Below are 14,469 nucleotides of genomic sequence, written 5' to 3'. Positions count from 1 at the left end.
TATGAAATACGGCTGTTTTGCCTATGATTCTAACCCGGAGAAGTCCAGAGTTGCAAACAGGTCATCATAATTCTCAGCCCTTCTGATCTGTCTGGTGCTGCCGTCGGCCTTGAGAAGAATTTCAGCGCATCGCAGTTTTCCGTTGTAATTGAATCCCATGGAATGTCCGTGAGCTCCGCCATCATGGATTACCAGGAGGTCCCCCACCTCTATTTCCGGCAGTCTTCGGTCTATGGCAAATTTATCGTTATTTTCACAGAGAGATCCGGTAACATCATAGGTTTTTTCAGCAGCACCGTTTTTGCCCGGCACAGTAATTTCATGATGTGCCCCGTACATTCCCGGCCGCATGAGATTGGCCATGCTCGCATCGGTTCCCACATAATCCTTGTAGGTGTGTTTTTCATGGATCACCCGGGTAACAAGATACCCGTAGGGTCCGGTAACCACCCTACCGTTTTCGGTGACTATGTTCAGAGGATGTGCGTTTCCCGGAACGATAATTTCGTCGTAGTGCTTCTTTACGCCCCGGGATACCTTCTCCAGATCCACAGGGTTTTCGCCGGGATTGTAGGGTATGCCGATGCCGCCGCCCAGGTTCACAAACTCGATCTGTATATCCAGTTTTTCCCGCAACTCGACAACCAGTTCAAAGAGCATACGGGCAGTTTCAATGAAGTAATCCGGATCCAGTTCATTACTTGCAACCATGGTATGAAGACCAAACCGCTTTGCCCCAAGGGACCTCGCCTGTTCATAGGCTTCGAACAGCTGATCTCTGGTAAGACCGTACTTTGCTTCCTCGGGTTTGCCGATAATGGCATTTCCCTTCTTCAGCGGTCCGGGATTATACCTGAAACAGATAAGCTCGGGCATACCGCAGTGTTCGTTGAGATAATCAATGTGGGAAATATCATCCAGATTGATGATGGCACCCAGATCCATGGCCTTCTGATACTCTTCCGCGGGAGTATCATTGGAGGTGAACATAATTTCTTCACCCCGGACACCCAGCTTCTCCGCAAGGAGCAGCTCTGCTTTGGAACTGCAGTCAAAACCCATTCCCTCTTCGCGGATAAACTCCAATACGTAAGGATTGGGCAGGGCTTTCACTGCATAATAGTTTTTATATCCGCCGGGAACCCATTTGAAGCTTTCGTTCATATATGCGGCATTTTTCCTGATTGCCTTTTCATCGTAAAGATAAAACGGAGTTGGATACTTCTCTGTCAGGTTTTCCAGTTCATCCCTGTTCAGGGGAATATGTCGTTCGGGCATGTATGCTCCTTGTATGATAATTGACTTCTCTCAGATTGTATTACATGCCAGCCTTCCGGCGGAGTTCCGTAAAGCACCGAGGCTGAGTCATCTATCGTGTTTCTTCAGCTGAGCTGCGTCTTTCGTATGGTAGGTAAATTATGGAGTTTCCCCGGGATTGTCAATTGTAATGTCCGGCTCTGGTGACTGACAATTGTTTCCGGCTGCCATATCCAGTTGTTAATTCGGGCTGGTATGCCCGGCCGGCATTCAGTATCGACCGGGATTAACATCCACGCTTGAGCGAAAACCGCGGAAGGCAAAAGTGAAACCCGCAGCATTCCATGTACAACATGAAATTATACCCGGGGATTTTAAGAAACTTTTTAAAAATAGTTGACGCTTAGACTCAGGTATTATATATTCTTGTTTGTAAGTCTCCTAAAGTGACTATGGATACACAAGATTCTTTGTGATCCTCGTCAATTTCGTGGTTTCTGGTATGGCGCAGACGGCTTGGTACACCGTCTGCGTTTTTTTTTGCCCAATTCACATCTTGCACCTGGCATACAAGACGGGCGGCAGTTCAACCTGCCGCCCGGATCAATTATTCAGATCAAGCTTATACAACTATTTCTCTTTTTCTCTTTGGTTCAGAGTTTGTGGTGAAGAACTGGTTTGCGGTTCGCGGCTACCTCATCCAGGCGGCCCAGCCGGGTCGTTTCCGGTGCCCGGTGGGCAGCTTCAGGATCCTTTTCCGCTGTATCGAGAATTTCCATAAGGGCCTGAGCAAAGGCCTCAATCTCCTCGAAACTTTCGCTTTCGGTGGGTTCAATCATCAACGCCTCCTTCACCGTAAGGGGGAAGTAGACTGTGGGGGCATGAAATCCTCTGTCCAGAAGCATTTTCGCAATATCCATGGTGCTCACCCCGTTCTTCAACGGATTGGAAGCAACAAATTCATGCATGCTTGGGGTGCCGTGGTGCGCAGGAAGATATTTTGCCAGCAAATTCCGCAGATAGTTTGCCTTCAGAACGGCCATCTCGCTGTTGGTGGTAATACCGTCGATGCCGTGTCCCGTGATATATGCATAGGACCTCAGAAGAATCCCGAAATTTCCAAATCCTGTTTTCAGCTTTCCGATGCTTTTCCCGGGTGTATAGGCTGCATATCGGTCTTTGTCTTTCCGGATAAGAGGTCCGGGTAAAAACTCCTGCAATTCCCAAGTGCAGCCCACCGGTCCCGCTCCCGGTCCTCCCCCGCCGTGGGGGGTTCCAAAGGTTTTATGAAGGTTGAAGTGCATCACATCAAATCCCAGGGCGGCAGGACGGACTATCCCTGCAATGGCGTTAAAATTGGCTCCGTCGCCGTACATCAGTCCCCCGGCTTTATGAACTCTGGAGCAGATTTCCACAACATCCTTCTCGAAAATTCCCAGCGTATTGGGATTGGTAAGCATCATTCCTGCAATGCTTTCATCCAGAAGACCGTCAAGCTCAGCAAGGTCCACCTGCCCGGCCTCATTGCTTGGAATGGTTCGTACATTCATCCCGCACATGGCCACCGTAGCAGGGTTTGTCCCGTGGGCGGTATCAGGTACCAGAACCGTGGTTCGACCGAAGTCCCCCCGGGACTCATGATACTTTCTGATCATCATTACCCCGGTAAGTTCACCCTGAGCTCCAGCTGCAGGGGAGAGGGCAACCGCATCAAATCCGCTTAGCTGGGCAAGCTGGTGTTGAAGATTAAACAGCACTTCCATGCTTCCCTGGGCTTTTTCGGCATCCGCAGGATGCACTGAGGCAAAGCCTGCAGCAGAGGCAACTGCATCGTTCACCCTGGGGTTGTATTTCATGGTACAGGAACCCAGGGGATACATGTTTGAATCTATGCTGAAATTTGAGGCTGCCAGCCTGGTGAAATGCCTGACAATATACAGTTCGTTGTGTTGGGGAAGACGGAGGGATGGCGTGTTTCCCCCTGCACCTTTCCTGGCCATAGCCTTAAAGGCTTCCGGCATCCTTTCATTCTCAACAGGTTTGATATACTGGTTTTTCCTGCTGGTATCTATGTTTTCCCACAAAAGAGGTATATGTCCCGGATCGGCAGCGGGCTGTGTGTTTTGGTCATTGTTCATATCATACTTCCTGTTGATCGAAGGTTTTAAATAGTTCGATCAGTCTGTCCAGCTCGTCTTCTCCGTGAATCTCTGTGGTGGAAACAAGTATGGAATTTTCATCCACAGGAATTCCGGGAGTTATCCCCTGGCTTTCAGCATATTTCATCAATTTATCCACAGAATAATCACACGTAACACGCAACTCCCGGAAATGAAGGGCGTCCGGTTGGTCAATCTCTATTCCTGTCAGCTTTCTGAGACCTGATATTAGGTAATGGGCGTTATGTATGCATTTTCTTGCCACGGTCTGGAGACCGTCTCTGCCCATGGCTGACATGTACACCAGCGCTCTCAAGGCCATGAGGCCCTGGTTGGTGCAGATATTGCTGCTGGCCCGTTCTCTGCGGATATGCTGCTCACGGGTGCTGAGAGCCAGAACAAATCCCCGTTTACCGTTACTATCAACTGTTTCCCCGGCAATCCTGCCGGGTATTTTTCTGAGTAATTTTCCGGATACGGCGAAAATACCCAGATGGGGTCCTCCCAGATTCACCGGGATTCCCAGAACCTGCCCTTCGCCGGTATATACATCCGCTCCCAGCTGGCCAGGTGGGGTGATAACGCTCAGGAGAAGCGGATCCCCATGGATGTGAAGCAAAATTCCCGCTTCTTTGCAGCGATCTGCAAGATTCCGGATATCAGCAACCCTTCCATGAAAATCCGGAAGAGACACGCTTAGCGCTGCGCAGTCTTCCGGTAATTGTATTTCAGCCGCGTTCGCATCCGACTCAAACAGATCACGGTATTCGATAACGGCGTCGGTAAATTGGAGATAGGTATCCAGAATTTCACGGTACTCCCGGGATATCTGTGAATAGACCAGAATTCGTCCGCCTTTCCGTTTATTCGCTTCGTACATCATCCGGAATGCTTCGGCATAGGCTGTGGCTCCGTCATAGTGGGATGCATTCACATTCTCCATACCGGTTATTTCCGAAATGTATGTCTGATATTCGAAAAGAGACTGGAGCGTACCCTGACTTACTTCTGCCTGATACGGAGTGTACGCCGTTGTGAAGCTTCCCATGGAGCTGACATAATCAACAACCGAAGGAATGTAATGGGTGTAGAATCCACCGCCCTGAAACCGGATTCCTCCCAGAGCAGAGGCATTGGCATCGGATAAATCCTGAAAATGTCTGCGCAGGGAATGCTCATCCAATCCCGTATTCAGCGGGATTTCAGGATATAACAGTTTATTCGGAATCTGGGCAAACAAATCCGATATTTTTACATGCCCGAGATGAGACAAAATCTCATCTCTTCGGGCTTCATTTCCACTGAAATTCATTAGTCATCCAAATCTTTGGTGTATTCCTCGTATGCATCCGCATCCATTAAACCATCAAGTTCTGAAACATCCGATGCCTGAATCTTAATAATCCAACCTTTTCCGAACGGATCTTCATTGATCAGTTCAGGATTGTCCGAGAGTTCCTCGTTTACTTCAGTAATTTCTCCGCTCACCGGAACAAATACATCACTTGCAGCCTTTACACTTTCAACCACACCGAACGCATCACCCTGGCTCATGCTCGAACCGACCTCAGGAAGCTCAACGAATACCACATCTCCCAGACTGTCCTGGGCATAATCGGAAATTCCTACAACAACCGTATTTCCGTCTTTTCTGGCCCACTCGTGGGACTTCTGATACATCACTGCTTTATCGTATTTCATGATTCCTCCAAAGAAACATTAGCATGCTCTGCACGACTCTAAAAGTGGCAGATGCGGAATTTATCGGCTACAGACAGTATCCGTTCCGTATGTGAAGTCACTTTCTACAGAACCCGGTAAAGAGGCCGCTTTACGATTTCAGCCTCTTTTCGGGATCCGCGTATTTCAATATATACCCGATTTCCGGTTTGCGAAGCACTCTTTCGGATAAAGATATTCGCATAAAATCCGTCCAGGCTTGGACTGGCTATTCCGCTGGCTACCCAGCCGATATCGTTTCCCTGTGCATCCACAACCTTCATATCCTGCCGGGGCATACCCCGGTCCAGCATTTTCACGGTCCGGAGCCGGTGAAAGTCATCGTTTTCAGCATACCGCTGCCTGATGGCTTCCTTGCCGATAAAATCGGGATCCCCGTCATCGAGTTTACAGGTCCATTTCATGGTTGCTTCCCTGGGGGTGATCTCCTCGGTCAGTTCATGACCGTACAGGGGGTACCCCGGCTCAAATCTCAGACTGTCTCTGGCCGCAAGACCACAGGGCGGACATTCGATTTTTTCTTTTTCTGCCGCTTGAAGCAATGCATCGGCAATCTGTTCGATCTTTTCCGTTGGAGCATATATTTCCACTCCATCCTCTCCGGTATATCCGGTTCTGGTGAAAATTCCGTCTTCGAATAAATTCCCCCGGGACACCTGATTTCTCTGGGGAATGGATTTCACCTTTTCCTCATATCCGGCACGGGAAAGAATTTTCAGACTTTCAGGTCCCTGGAGTGCCAGCATGCCTATTTTTCCGGTTATGTCTTCAACCTGTAATTCGGGAGCTTCTGTTCGTATCCAATCAAGATCCTTCTGATGATTCGCAGCATTCACTACCAGCAGCCAGCTGTCCTCTTCCAGCCGGAAATGGAATATATCATCCAGAATTCCGCCATCGTGACGGCAAAGGAGACCATAGCTTCCTGTGGAAGTTTCCATGGAGGAAACATGCGAGGAGATAAGCCGCTCATATGCTTTAATGTCCTCATTGTCGCGACAGCGCACATACAGCCGGCCCATATGGCTGATATCGAATAATCCCGCACTTCGCCTCACCGCAAGATGTTCCTGCCTGGAACCGGCAGCGTACTGGACAGGCATTTCATATCCGGCGAAGTCCACCATCTTTCCGCCATGAGCCTTGTGCCAGGAGTGTAAAACCGTTGTTTTCTGTTTCATATATTAAACTATACACCCAAATCGTCATGCAGGAAAATTATTCCTTTGTGAGCAATGTATCCACAAGTTATCCACAATTGCTGCGATACATTCCCAATCTGCGTATGTTAGATTCTTCTATCTACCGGAAATTATCAGGTTGTTTTCAGAAAATAATCAGGTTCAAATTGGAGTTATATAATATATTTGGTTTATATTTGATTAGATATCTATCTATTCATCAGAATTCTGATCCTGTGTTTCTTTTTCCGGCATTTCACTGAAAAATATAAAGAGTTTATCCACAGGCTGTCCACATAAAAAGGCCCCGGGAGTGTTCCCGAGGCCTTTTCAGCTTTCTTCAGCAAAGTAATTTTCCGACTGGAAGTCGGTGATTATCTGTAGCCTTTGTACACAACCCTCACCTGTTTGATCAGGCCTTCACCTTCACTCACCGTTTCGATGTTCTCAATATCGTTTAAAGTGGTATGGATGAGGCGTCGCTCGAAAGGATTCATGGGTTCCAGAAGCTTTGATTTTTTTGTACGCAGAACCTGATCGCCGACTTTTTGTGCCAGCCGTATAAGCGCTTCCTCTCTGCGGCTTCGATAGTTTTCCGCATCTACAATCACCTTCACATTCTCATCACTGAGACGGGTGGCAATCACATTGGCGAGCAACTGCAGTGCATCAAGATTCTTTCCTTTCCGTCCGATGAGAATACCGCTGTGTTCCGAATCCAGTTTCAGGGCAATCTTGTCATCTTCCCGGTACAAAATGCTGACCTCGACCTCATATCCCATCTTTTCAACCATAGACCGGACAAAATCCACCAGTGCGTGTTCAAAATCATTCTCGGGTTCCGGATTGGGATTATAGCGTGATGAAGCCCGTTTGCGCTGGGGAACGCTCTGATCCCGCTGATCCCCGGAAGAGTCATCATGGGTATGAACCCTGATCACCACTTTTTTCTGCAGGTTCAGAAACCCGCTTTTCTGCGTCTCAAGAATTTCAACATCGAACTGATCCCGTTCCAGTCCCAGTTCACCGATTGCTAAATCCATGGCTTCTTTTTCTGTTTTTCCTTCAAATTCATATACCATATAGGATTCTCCTAAACCGGAAGCTTATGCCTTCCGGGTGTTTTTCTTATGTGTGAAATAGTTATAGGCGAACTGCTGTCCGGTGGTGATAATGTTCTGGAAAATCCAGTACACAAGAAGTCCGGAAGGCATGTTGTACATAATGAAGAAAAACATAATAGGCATACCCATTGTCATCATCTTCATCTGTCCGCTGCTTTGACCTGTATCTGCGGGCTGAGTGAATTTTACGCTCAGGAGCTGGGTTCCCAGGAATATCAGAGGCAGAAGCCGCAGGGCATCCCAGTTCAGCAGGGGAATGGAAAAACCGAAACTGAGAATTGCTTCGGGGCTGGAAAGGTCGGTTATCCAGCCGGGAATAAACGTTGCACCCCGCAGGTCGAAATGATTATTAAAAAGACTGAACATGGCGATGAAAAAAGGAAACTGCAGCAAAATCGGCAGACATCCCCCGAGAGGATTAACTTTTTCCTTCTGGTAAAGCTCCATTGTTGCCTGGTTCTGCTTCTGCTGATCATCAGGATATTTTTCTTTAATCGCAGCGATTTTCGGTGAGAGCTCTTTCATTTTCGCAGTGGATTCGTAACTTTTTCTGGTCAGCGGGTAGAGGAGAACCTTCACCAGGATGGTCAGAAGGATAATGGATACACCCCAGTTGGGTATAAGACCGTAAAAGAAGTTCATAATCCCTTTAAGGATCTTTTCCAGCCAGCCTATCCATGATGATTCCATGAGTACATCAATGTTCAGTTCCCGGATTCCGAAGCCGTTGTCATCGGCATTCTGATACGATCGAAGTACGTCGGTGGATTTCGGACCGAAGTAAAACCGGAATGTGTCAGTAACCCGGCTGCTCTCCACTGCAGGCCGCAGAAGATGAAGCTGGCTTCCCTGAATTCCGTCATCGGTGGGTTCTGCTCCGAACACAATATCCGATCCGGTGTTTCCCGGCACCGCAACTGCCACGAAATATTTTCCGTTCACCGCAGCCCAGGGGGAATATGTGTCAAGGTTTCTTCGTTCCCCGTCGGAAATATTCCGGATATCCTTTCGCTTCTCCCCGTCTAGATAGCTGTATTTCCGAAAATCCGTTCGGCTCGTATTGGACAGGGTCTGGAATTCCGGTCCGATCTGAGGACCGATGGAGAGAGTGTAGGAAGTACCGTTGTAATCCAGGGGTACGATCCGGTTCACCGAGTTTCTCAGCTCCACTTCCATCTCAAACATATATTCATCGGGAAGAAAGGTGTAGCGCTTAATTATCTCAAAAGGGGCGTCTTCCTGTCCGGGTACAATTATTTGCCGGTAGAACTCATAACTGTTATCTGCACTTCCCTGCCGGAAGTAAAACACAGGATCCAGAACCGGCCCGTCTATACCGCCCAGTCGAAGATTGAGTCCTTTATGCCGGGCTTCTCCGAAAAAGAACTCCAGGGGCTCGCCCTGGTCTTCATGGCTGAGAAGATACACTTCGGAAATATTTCCACCCCGGGTATCCATTACAATCCGGATAAAATCTTCCTGTACATATTCAACCGTCCGTTCCACTGGTTCCCGGTCATCTTCAACCAGAGCAATGAATTCCCGTCCGTTCAGGTTAAATCCTTCGCCGGATATTTCCGATCCTGTTGAAGTTTCATCCCCGAAGTCGGGATCTTCTGCTTCGTCTGCATTTTGCTGATTCGTATCCTGTGAAGGATCATCTGCCGATGTTTCAGTTTCTGCAGGAAGATTCTCAGCAGTTTCTGCTGCTTCAAGCGGCTCTTCAGGGGCAAACAGTGCCGTTTGAAGATAGAAACCTATTGCCAGGACGATGGTTGATAATATTACCGCCACCAGGGTATTACGATCCATATGTTAGTTCCTTTATTCTGTACATGTATTCCATGAACTGATATTTAGGACACCGGGAACCTGCACGTCGCACGCAGATTCATATGCTTGGTATATTTGCGTTCCCAACGGGAAAAACCGGTGTTTTTGAAAGCAGCCTGATCACCTGATTAACACGATCGTCGTATGTATAACTGCCGGGGTAAAAAAGAAACAGAACGTCATATCCGGATTTCATCCGGCTTTTTTGAGCCCTGAATATTTCCTTTCCCACCCTCTTAATATAATTGCGCTGTACGGCATTCCCGTATTTACGCCCGGGAGTAACCAGGATTCGTGTTATATCCTGGTCATTTTCCCGAAAAAAAATTTTCAACCCCCGGGTTGAAACGGAAGAAGACGCAAAGAGCATTTTAATGTCTCCGCGCCTTCTTATCCTTTCACCTTTAGTAAGGTTTTTTCTCATCTGAAACAGAGAGTTTTTTCCGGCCCTTCGCCCGTCTTCTCTTGAGAACTGTGCGACCGGCTTTGGTCTTCATCCGCTCTCTGAAGCCGAACTTTCTATTCCGCTTGGTGCGGCTTGGCTGATACGTTCGTTTCATGAATTGTCTCCTATACTGATCCCGCCCTCAGGGCAAAACCGTTAATTGCATATATCATTTTTTGAGATACATATTCGGGTAGCGTAGTATAGATTTATCGGTCTGCTGTGTCAATTCCTGCAAATATCTGTGAGCTAGACAATTACTTCTTCGGTGCTTTTTTACTGAGTTGTGCGAATCTCCGAAGGGTATCTGCGAAGCGGGGATCATACTTTTCTGCTGCTGCCCCTTCATTGCCGGTATCCTGTTCTTCCTTCTGCTCTGCATCCTGCCTGCTTTGTCCGGTATTTTCCGGTTGGCGGGGAGCTGGATTTTCCCGGGTTCCGGATGCCGGTGGAGATGCAGATGCCGCTGAATTTCCCATCATTCTGGCTTCCCTGCGTTCAAGAAAGCGCTCATTGCTCACTTTTTGAATAAACACCGAGTGAATTCCCAGTTCAGGATACTTTTTTTTGAGAATTCTCAGCAGTCTGGATTTCCGGAACTCCAGTTTCTGCATCCAGCCGGGATGATCCACATAGAGAATTAATGCCCCGTTTTTTATATCAACGGGTTCTGTATGAGCCGCAATATCCTCCAGACCTTCTCCCAGAATACTGGACCATGAGGAAAAAAGATCCAGATAATCAGCTCCTTCCCGTGAATTGATCATCGGGATAAATGCTTTGATTATTTCGTCAGCTTTTTTCATATTTTCTATTCCGATCCCGTAATTTCAGTATACTCTCCCGAATCCACTCTGTATACGATTCCCCTTCCTCTGCGATATTTTTCAATATGTTCATCCGGAAGAAAGGTAAAAAAAACCTGATCATATTCCGGCAGCTCCGACATGAATTTCCCCCGTTTTTCTCCATCCAGCTCCAGGAGAACATCGTCTATGAGCAGGATCGGTTTTCTTCCGCTCATTCTGGCGAAAAGCCGTGCCTGGGCCGCTCGCAGCAGCAGGCTCATGAGTCTTACCTGACCGGTGCTGGCTTCCTGGAGAAAATCCCTGCCTCCCAGACGAAACATGAACCGGTCACGGTGGGGACCCGAGGTGGTGGTCTTCATCTGGATATCCGTCTCCAGCCGGGATTCCAGGATCGAAATCACCTCCCGGGAAACCTTTTCCAGGCCCTGATCCTCTTCGATTTTCCATGAGGGCCGATATTCGATCTCGAGCGGTGTGGAGATTCCGCTCACAGATGCGAAGAGGGGGCTGAACAGGGTATTAAACTCCAGAATGAGGTCTTTCCTGGCCTGAAGGATTTCAAGGCCGCTGAGAGAGATCTGCTGGTTAAACACATCCAGAAGTTCGAGGTTTCCATCGCGAATAATCTGGTTTCGGTTTCGAAGCAGCTTTGAATACGCTCTGAGGCTGTCAATGAACCCCACCCGGTAGGTGCTCAGGCATTGATTAAAAAACCATCTCTGATTATCCGGGCTGCCTTTCACAAATGCAATATCATCATGGGCGAAGATAATCACCGGCAGCAGTTCAACCAGCTGCTTCCGGTCCTTCACGGCGGATCCGTTAAACCGGATCTCTTTCTGGCGGTCCACGTATTTCACCGAAATTTCATCCTGAACCGGACTTTCCAGATCAGCGCTGAAGGATCCGCTGAGAGACATTTCCTTCTCACCTCTGCGGACCAGCGGTTCATCCCTGTTGCTTCGAAAGCTTTTTCCGTAGGCCAGCATGTAGAGAGCTTCAAGAAAGTTGGTTTTTCCCTGGCCGTTGGGCCCGACAAAAAAACCTGTTCGTAATGAACAGGCACTTTTTGATTGCGTATGTTTCTGAATTGAAAAAAGCGGATCTCTCTGAAGGGCATGCCGTGCCGTTATTCGTTGAGATTCATGGGCATGACTATGTGAAAATAATCTTCTTCAGGCACCGCATTGATACTGATTGCTCTGGTTGTTTCGGTAAACTGAACAAGAATTTCTTCAGCGGAAATCACTCTCAGGGGATCCGAAAGGTAGGTGAAATTCAGGGCTATAACCGTTTCCGGTCCGCTGAAATCGCAGGGAATTTCCTCTCTGGCTGTTCCCAAATCACTTTCATCAGAACGAAGCACCATCAGATTTTCCGATAGTTCAACATAGACCCTTCTTGAACGCTCAACCATCAATGAAACACGGCGAAGAGCTTCATTCAGCTCATTGCGGTTCACCGTGAGACTGTGCTCCTGGTTTTCCGGAATAACCCGCTGATAATTGGGAAAGGTTCCTTCGATGAGAGCAGAACTGATTTTCTGATTATCGAATTCCATGAAGACGTGCTTTTCGGTTAGAGCCATGGAAAGCATTCCTTCGCCGGAAGAAAGTTTTTTTACCAGGGATAAAATCTTGGGAGGAATAATCACCGGTGAAAAATCCGGGAGTTCGGTTCCGGTATCCTTGCGGATGTACGCAAGCCGTTTTCCGTCTGTGGCCACCATGAGCAGATTTCCTTCGCTGTTTTCCAGATACACCCCGTTCATGAAATACCGGGTTTCATCATCTGAGACGGCAAAGATTGTCTGACTGATCATCTGGTTGAATTCCTTCTGGGGGACCTCAAAAAACGCATCTTCATCGGCACGCTGAACTTCAGGGTATTTATCCGCAGCCATGGTTTTCAGACGAAAGTCGATTTTCTTGAACCTTGGAGCTATGATGAACCGCTCCCCTTCCTGTTCGGAAAATTCGATTTCTCCGCTGGGAAGGGTTTTCAGAATTCCTGAAAGCTTTTCGCAGAACGTTGTCGTTTTCCCGGCTTCATGAACTTCAACGGGGATCCGTGTTTCAAAGCTCACCTTCAGATCCGTGGCTCTGATGAGAAGAATGTCGCCCTCCGCTTCAAGCAGCACATTGGATAATATGGATAGTGCGTTGCGGGAAGATATTATTTCCTGGGCTATTGATATTTCCTTCAGAATGCTGTCCCGCTCACATGAAAATCTCATCATTAAGCTCCTTATTTGTATCAAGCTCTAGAAATACTTATTAATAAATTCTAGTAGTAATAGTAGTAGGGCCTGTAGAAATGTGAATTTACCACATAGCTCTTTATCCCGGCACCTTTTAGCATTGTGGATAAGCTATGGGCAATATTGCCGGAGCATCCACATTTGCACATATACTGTAGTTTTTCCACAGATACTGTCAATAAATTCACATTGTAACAGCAGTTTATTTTTTATGCTCTATTACTTGCCTCACGAATTGCTTTTTTTAAACTGTCGATCTGTCCCACCAAATATGGATCGCTTTTCATCCGTTCCTTGATCCTGTCGCAGGCATGCATAACGGTTGTGTGGTCTCTTCCGCCGAATTCCAGCCCCACTTCCGTTGTTGAGTATTCGGTAATATCCCGGGCAATATACATGGCCACCTGCCGCGGAAAAGCGATGGTTTTGGTTTTTCGTTTACTCTTCAGTTCCTGAACCGAAACTCCGAAATACTCGGCCACATTTCTCTGAATTACTGCAATGGTGATGTTTTTCTGAATGGGGGAAGAGAAGAAATCCTTGAGCTGCTGCTTTGTTATTTCCACGGTGATGCTTTTGTTTACAAGCTCGGCGTAGGCGATCAACTTGGTGAGAGCCGCCTCCAGATCCCGTACATTGGTGGTTACATTTTCGCAGATCAGATTGATGGATTCTTCAGGGATCTGTACTCCCGCAGCCTCGATTTTCTTCTTCAGAATTGCGTAGCGTGTCTCATAACTTGGAGGCTGAAGATCCACGTTCAAACCCCGTTCAAAGCGGCTTCTCAGGCGGTCGGTTATTTCCTTCAGTTCGGATACCGGCCGGTCACAGGTGAACACCATTTGCTTGTTTGAATCGTACAGGGCATTAAAGGTGTGAAACAGCTCCTCCTGTGTTTCAGGTTTCTTCTGAAGAAAATGAATATCATCTATAAGAAGAACGTCAGCATGACGGTACTTGTTTTTGAACATATGCTGTTTTTTTTCACGGATTGCCTGAATGAATTCGTTGGTGAAGTTTTCCATGGTCACATAGATAATTTTGGAATCGCCGAAGTCCTGGTACACTGAGTTCCCGATTGACTGAAGAAGATGGGTTTTACCCAGACCGACACCGCCGTATACCAGACAGGGGTTGTATCCGGTTCCGGGGTTCTTGGCTATTGCCATGGCGGCATTAGCAGCAAACGCATTATTTTCCCCGATGATAAAATTGTCGAATGTGTATTCCCTTTTAAGAGAGGGGTGATGGGAGCTGCGGTTGCGGTATGCCGGCTCCTGTCTGGCCACCGGAGCTGAAGGATTCTGAGTTCCGGACCGGGGCTGGGATCCGGATGTTCCCCGGGGGGATGAGGAAGGGGAAACGCTCCGGGTCTGGTTTTTTTCCGGTGCAGAATTTGATGGTACCGCCTGCACCTGAAATTCAATGGCAATGCGGCTGCCGGATAATTCGTAGAGTTTATTTTCAATCAGACTCAGATAACGGGATTTCACCTGATCTCGATAAAAAGAAGAGGGAACAGATACAATAATGGTGTCCTGTCGGGAACTGGCGTATGACATCCTGTTGAACCAGAGGCTGAATTCCTGTTCCGTCAGTTCCTCCTGTATCTGTTTTACCGCTTCTTCCCAGAACAAGCGATAATCATCCCATTCACTCAT

The 14,469-nt window shown here is 47.7% G+C and carries 13 protein-coding genes; all 13 read right to left on the bottom strand.

Annotated elements, in window-relative coordinates; translation table 11 throughout:
- Positions 1–21: 21 nt before the first annotated feature.
- The 13 genes from lysA to dnaA all read right to left on the bottom strand — a co-directional run bounded on the left by lysA (position 22) and on the right by dnaA (position 14,469).
- The gene (lysA, locus tag L21SP2_RS00065; protein WP_024266394.1) at positions 22–1,278 is read right to left on the bottom strand and encodes a diaminopimelate decarboxylase; all 1,257 of its coding nucleotides are present in this window, start codon (positions 1,276–1,278) and stop codon (positions 22–24) included.
- 632 nt (positions 1,279–1,910) lie between these two features.
- Entirely contained in the window at positions 1,911–3,395 is a 1,485-nt protein-coding gene (gene gcvPB, locus L21SP2_RS00060; RefSeq protein ID WP_024266392.1) for an aminomethyl-transferring glycine dehydrogenase subunit GcvPB, read from the bottom strand.
- 1 nt (position 3,396) lies between these two features.
- Positions 3,397–4,728: an aminomethyl-transferring glycine dehydrogenase subunit GcvPA gene (gcvPA, locus tag L21SP2_RS00055; protein WP_024266391.1), complete on the bottom strand. Its 1,332-nt coding sequence runs from the start codon at positions 4,726–4,728 to the stop codon at positions 3,397–3,399.
- Positions 4,728–5,117 (bottom strand): glycine cleavage system protein GcvH, encoded by a 390-nt coding sequence (gene gcvH / locus L21SP2_RS00050; RefSeq protein ID WP_024266390.1) that lies wholly within the window; start codon positions 5,115–5,117, stop codon positions 4,728–4,730. Before gcvH ends, gcvPA begins: the two co-directional genes overlap by 1 nt.
- A gap of 104 nt (positions 5,118–5,221) precedes the next feature.
- Positions 5,222–6,337 carry a glycine cleavage system aminomethyltransferase GcvT gene (gcvT, locus tag L21SP2_RS00045; protein WP_024266389.1) on the bottom strand — a complete coding sequence of 372 codons (1,116 nt, stop codon included), beginning with the start codon at positions 6,335–6,337 and terminating at the stop codon, positions 5,222–5,224.
- Between the two features lie 374 nt (positions 6,338–6,711).
- Positions 6,712–7,419, bottom strand: a complete 708-nt coding sequence (jag, locus tag L21SP2_RS00040) for an RNA-binding cell elongation regulator Jag/EloR (RefSeq protein WP_024266387.1) — start codon at positions 7,417–7,419, stop codon at positions 6,712–6,714.
- Between the two features lie 24 nt (positions 7,420–7,443).
- Entirely contained in the window at positions 7,444–9,273 is a 1,830-nt protein-coding gene (yidC, locus tag L21SP2_RS00035; protein ID WP_024266386.1) for a membrane protein insertase YidC, read from the bottom strand.
- Positions 9,274–9,352: 79 nt separating this feature from the next.
- Positions 9,353–9,718 (bottom strand): ribonuclease P protein component, encoded by a 366-nt coding sequence (gene rnpA / locus L21SP2_RS19150; protein WP_041400915.1) that lies wholly within the window; start codon positions 9,716–9,718, stop codon positions 9,353–9,355.
- Positions 9,699–9,854: a 50S ribosomal protein L34 gene (gene rpmH / locus L21SP2_RS00025; protein ID WP_024266384.1), complete on the bottom strand. Its 156-nt coding sequence runs from the start codon at positions 9,852–9,854 to the stop codon at positions 9,699–9,701. Before rpmH ends, rnpA begins: the two co-directional genes overlap by 20 nt.
- Positions 9,855–9,996: 142 nt before the next feature.
- Positions 9,997–10,545 carry a DciA family protein gene (locus L21SP2_RS00020; RefSeq protein WP_024266383.1) on the bottom strand — a complete coding sequence of 183 codons (549 nt, stop codon included), beginning with the start codon at positions 10,543–10,545 and terminating at the stop codon, positions 9,997–9,999.
- Positions 10,546–10,550: 5 nt separating this feature from the next.
- Complete coding sequence (gene recF, locus L21SP2_RS00015) at positions 10,551–11,639, bottom strand: DNA replication/repair protein RecF (protein ID WP_244437979.1); 1,089 nt, start codon at positions 11,637–11,639, stop codon at positions 10,551–10,553.
- A gap of 38 nt (positions 11,640–11,677) precedes the next feature.
- Positions 11,678–12,784 carry a DNA polymerase III subunit beta gene (gene dnaN, locus L21SP2_RS00010; protein ID WP_024266381.1) on the bottom strand — a complete coding sequence of 369 codons (1,107 nt, stop codon included), beginning with the start codon at positions 12,782–12,784 and terminating at the stop codon, positions 11,678–11,680.
- 233 nt (positions 12,785–13,017) lie between these two features.
- The gene (gene dnaA / locus L21SP2_RS00005) at positions 13,018–14,469 is read right to left on the bottom strand and encodes a chromosomal replication initiator protein DnaA (protein ID WP_024266380.1); all 1,452 of its coding nucleotides are present in this window, start codon (positions 14,467–14,469) and stop codon (positions 13,018–13,020) included.

The organism is Salinispira pacifica (assembly GCF_000507245.1).
Lineage (GTDB): Bacteria > Spirochaetota > Spirochaetia > DSM-27196 > Salinispiraceae > Salinispira > Salinispira pacifica.
The sequence above is the reverse complement of the archived record's forward strand: the minus strand, read 5'-3'. Positions and strand labels throughout refer to the sequence as shown.

Excerpts from the sequence above, each read along its gene's own strand:
- lysA (WP_024266394.1), bottom strand. The coding sequence starts at position 1,278 with ATGCCCGAACGACATATTCCCCTGAACAGGGATGAACTGGAAAACCTG.
- gcvPB (WP_024266392.1), bottom strand. The coding sequence starts at position 3,395 with ATGAACAATGACCAAAACACACAGCCCGCTGCCGATCCGGGACATATA.
- gcvPA (WP_024266391.1), bottom strand. The coding sequence starts at position 4,728 with ATGAATTTCAGTGGAAATGAAGCCCGAAGAGATGAGATTTTGTCTCAT.
- gcvH (WP_024266390.1), bottom strand. The coding sequence starts at position 5,117 with ATGAAATACGATAAAGCAGTGATGTATCAGAAGTCCCACGAGTGGGCC.
- gcvT (WP_024266389.1), bottom strand. The coding sequence starts at position 6,337 with ATGAAACAGAAAACAACGGTTTTACACTCCTGGCACAAGGCTCATGGC.
- jag (WP_024266387.1), bottom strand. The coding sequence starts at position 7,419 with ATGGTATATGAATTTGAAGGAAAAACAGAAAAAGAAGCCATGGATTTA.
- yidC (WP_024266386.1), bottom strand. The coding sequence starts at position 9,273 with ATGGATCGTAATACCCTGGTGGCGGTAATATTATCAACCATCGTCCTG.
- rnpA (WP_041400915.1), bottom strand. The coding sequence starts at position 9,718 with ATGAGAAAAAACCTTACTAAAGGTGAAAGGATAAGAAGGCGCGGAGAC.
- rpmH (WP_024266384.1), bottom strand. The coding sequence starts at position 9,854 with ATGAAACGAACGTATCAGCCAAGCCGCACCAAGCGGAATAGAAAGTTC.
- L21SP2_RS00020 (WP_024266383.1), bottom strand. The coding sequence starts at position 10,545 with ATGAAAAAAGCTGACGAAATAATCAAAGCATTTATCCCGATGATCAAT.
- dnaN (WP_024266381.1), bottom strand. The coding sequence starts at position 12,784 with ATGAGATTTTCATGTGAGCGGGACAGCATTCTGAAGGAAATATCAATA.
- dnaA (WP_024266380.1), bottom strand. The coding sequence starts at position 14,469 with ATGAGTGAATGGGATGATTATCGCTTGTTCTGGGAAGAAGCGGTAAAA.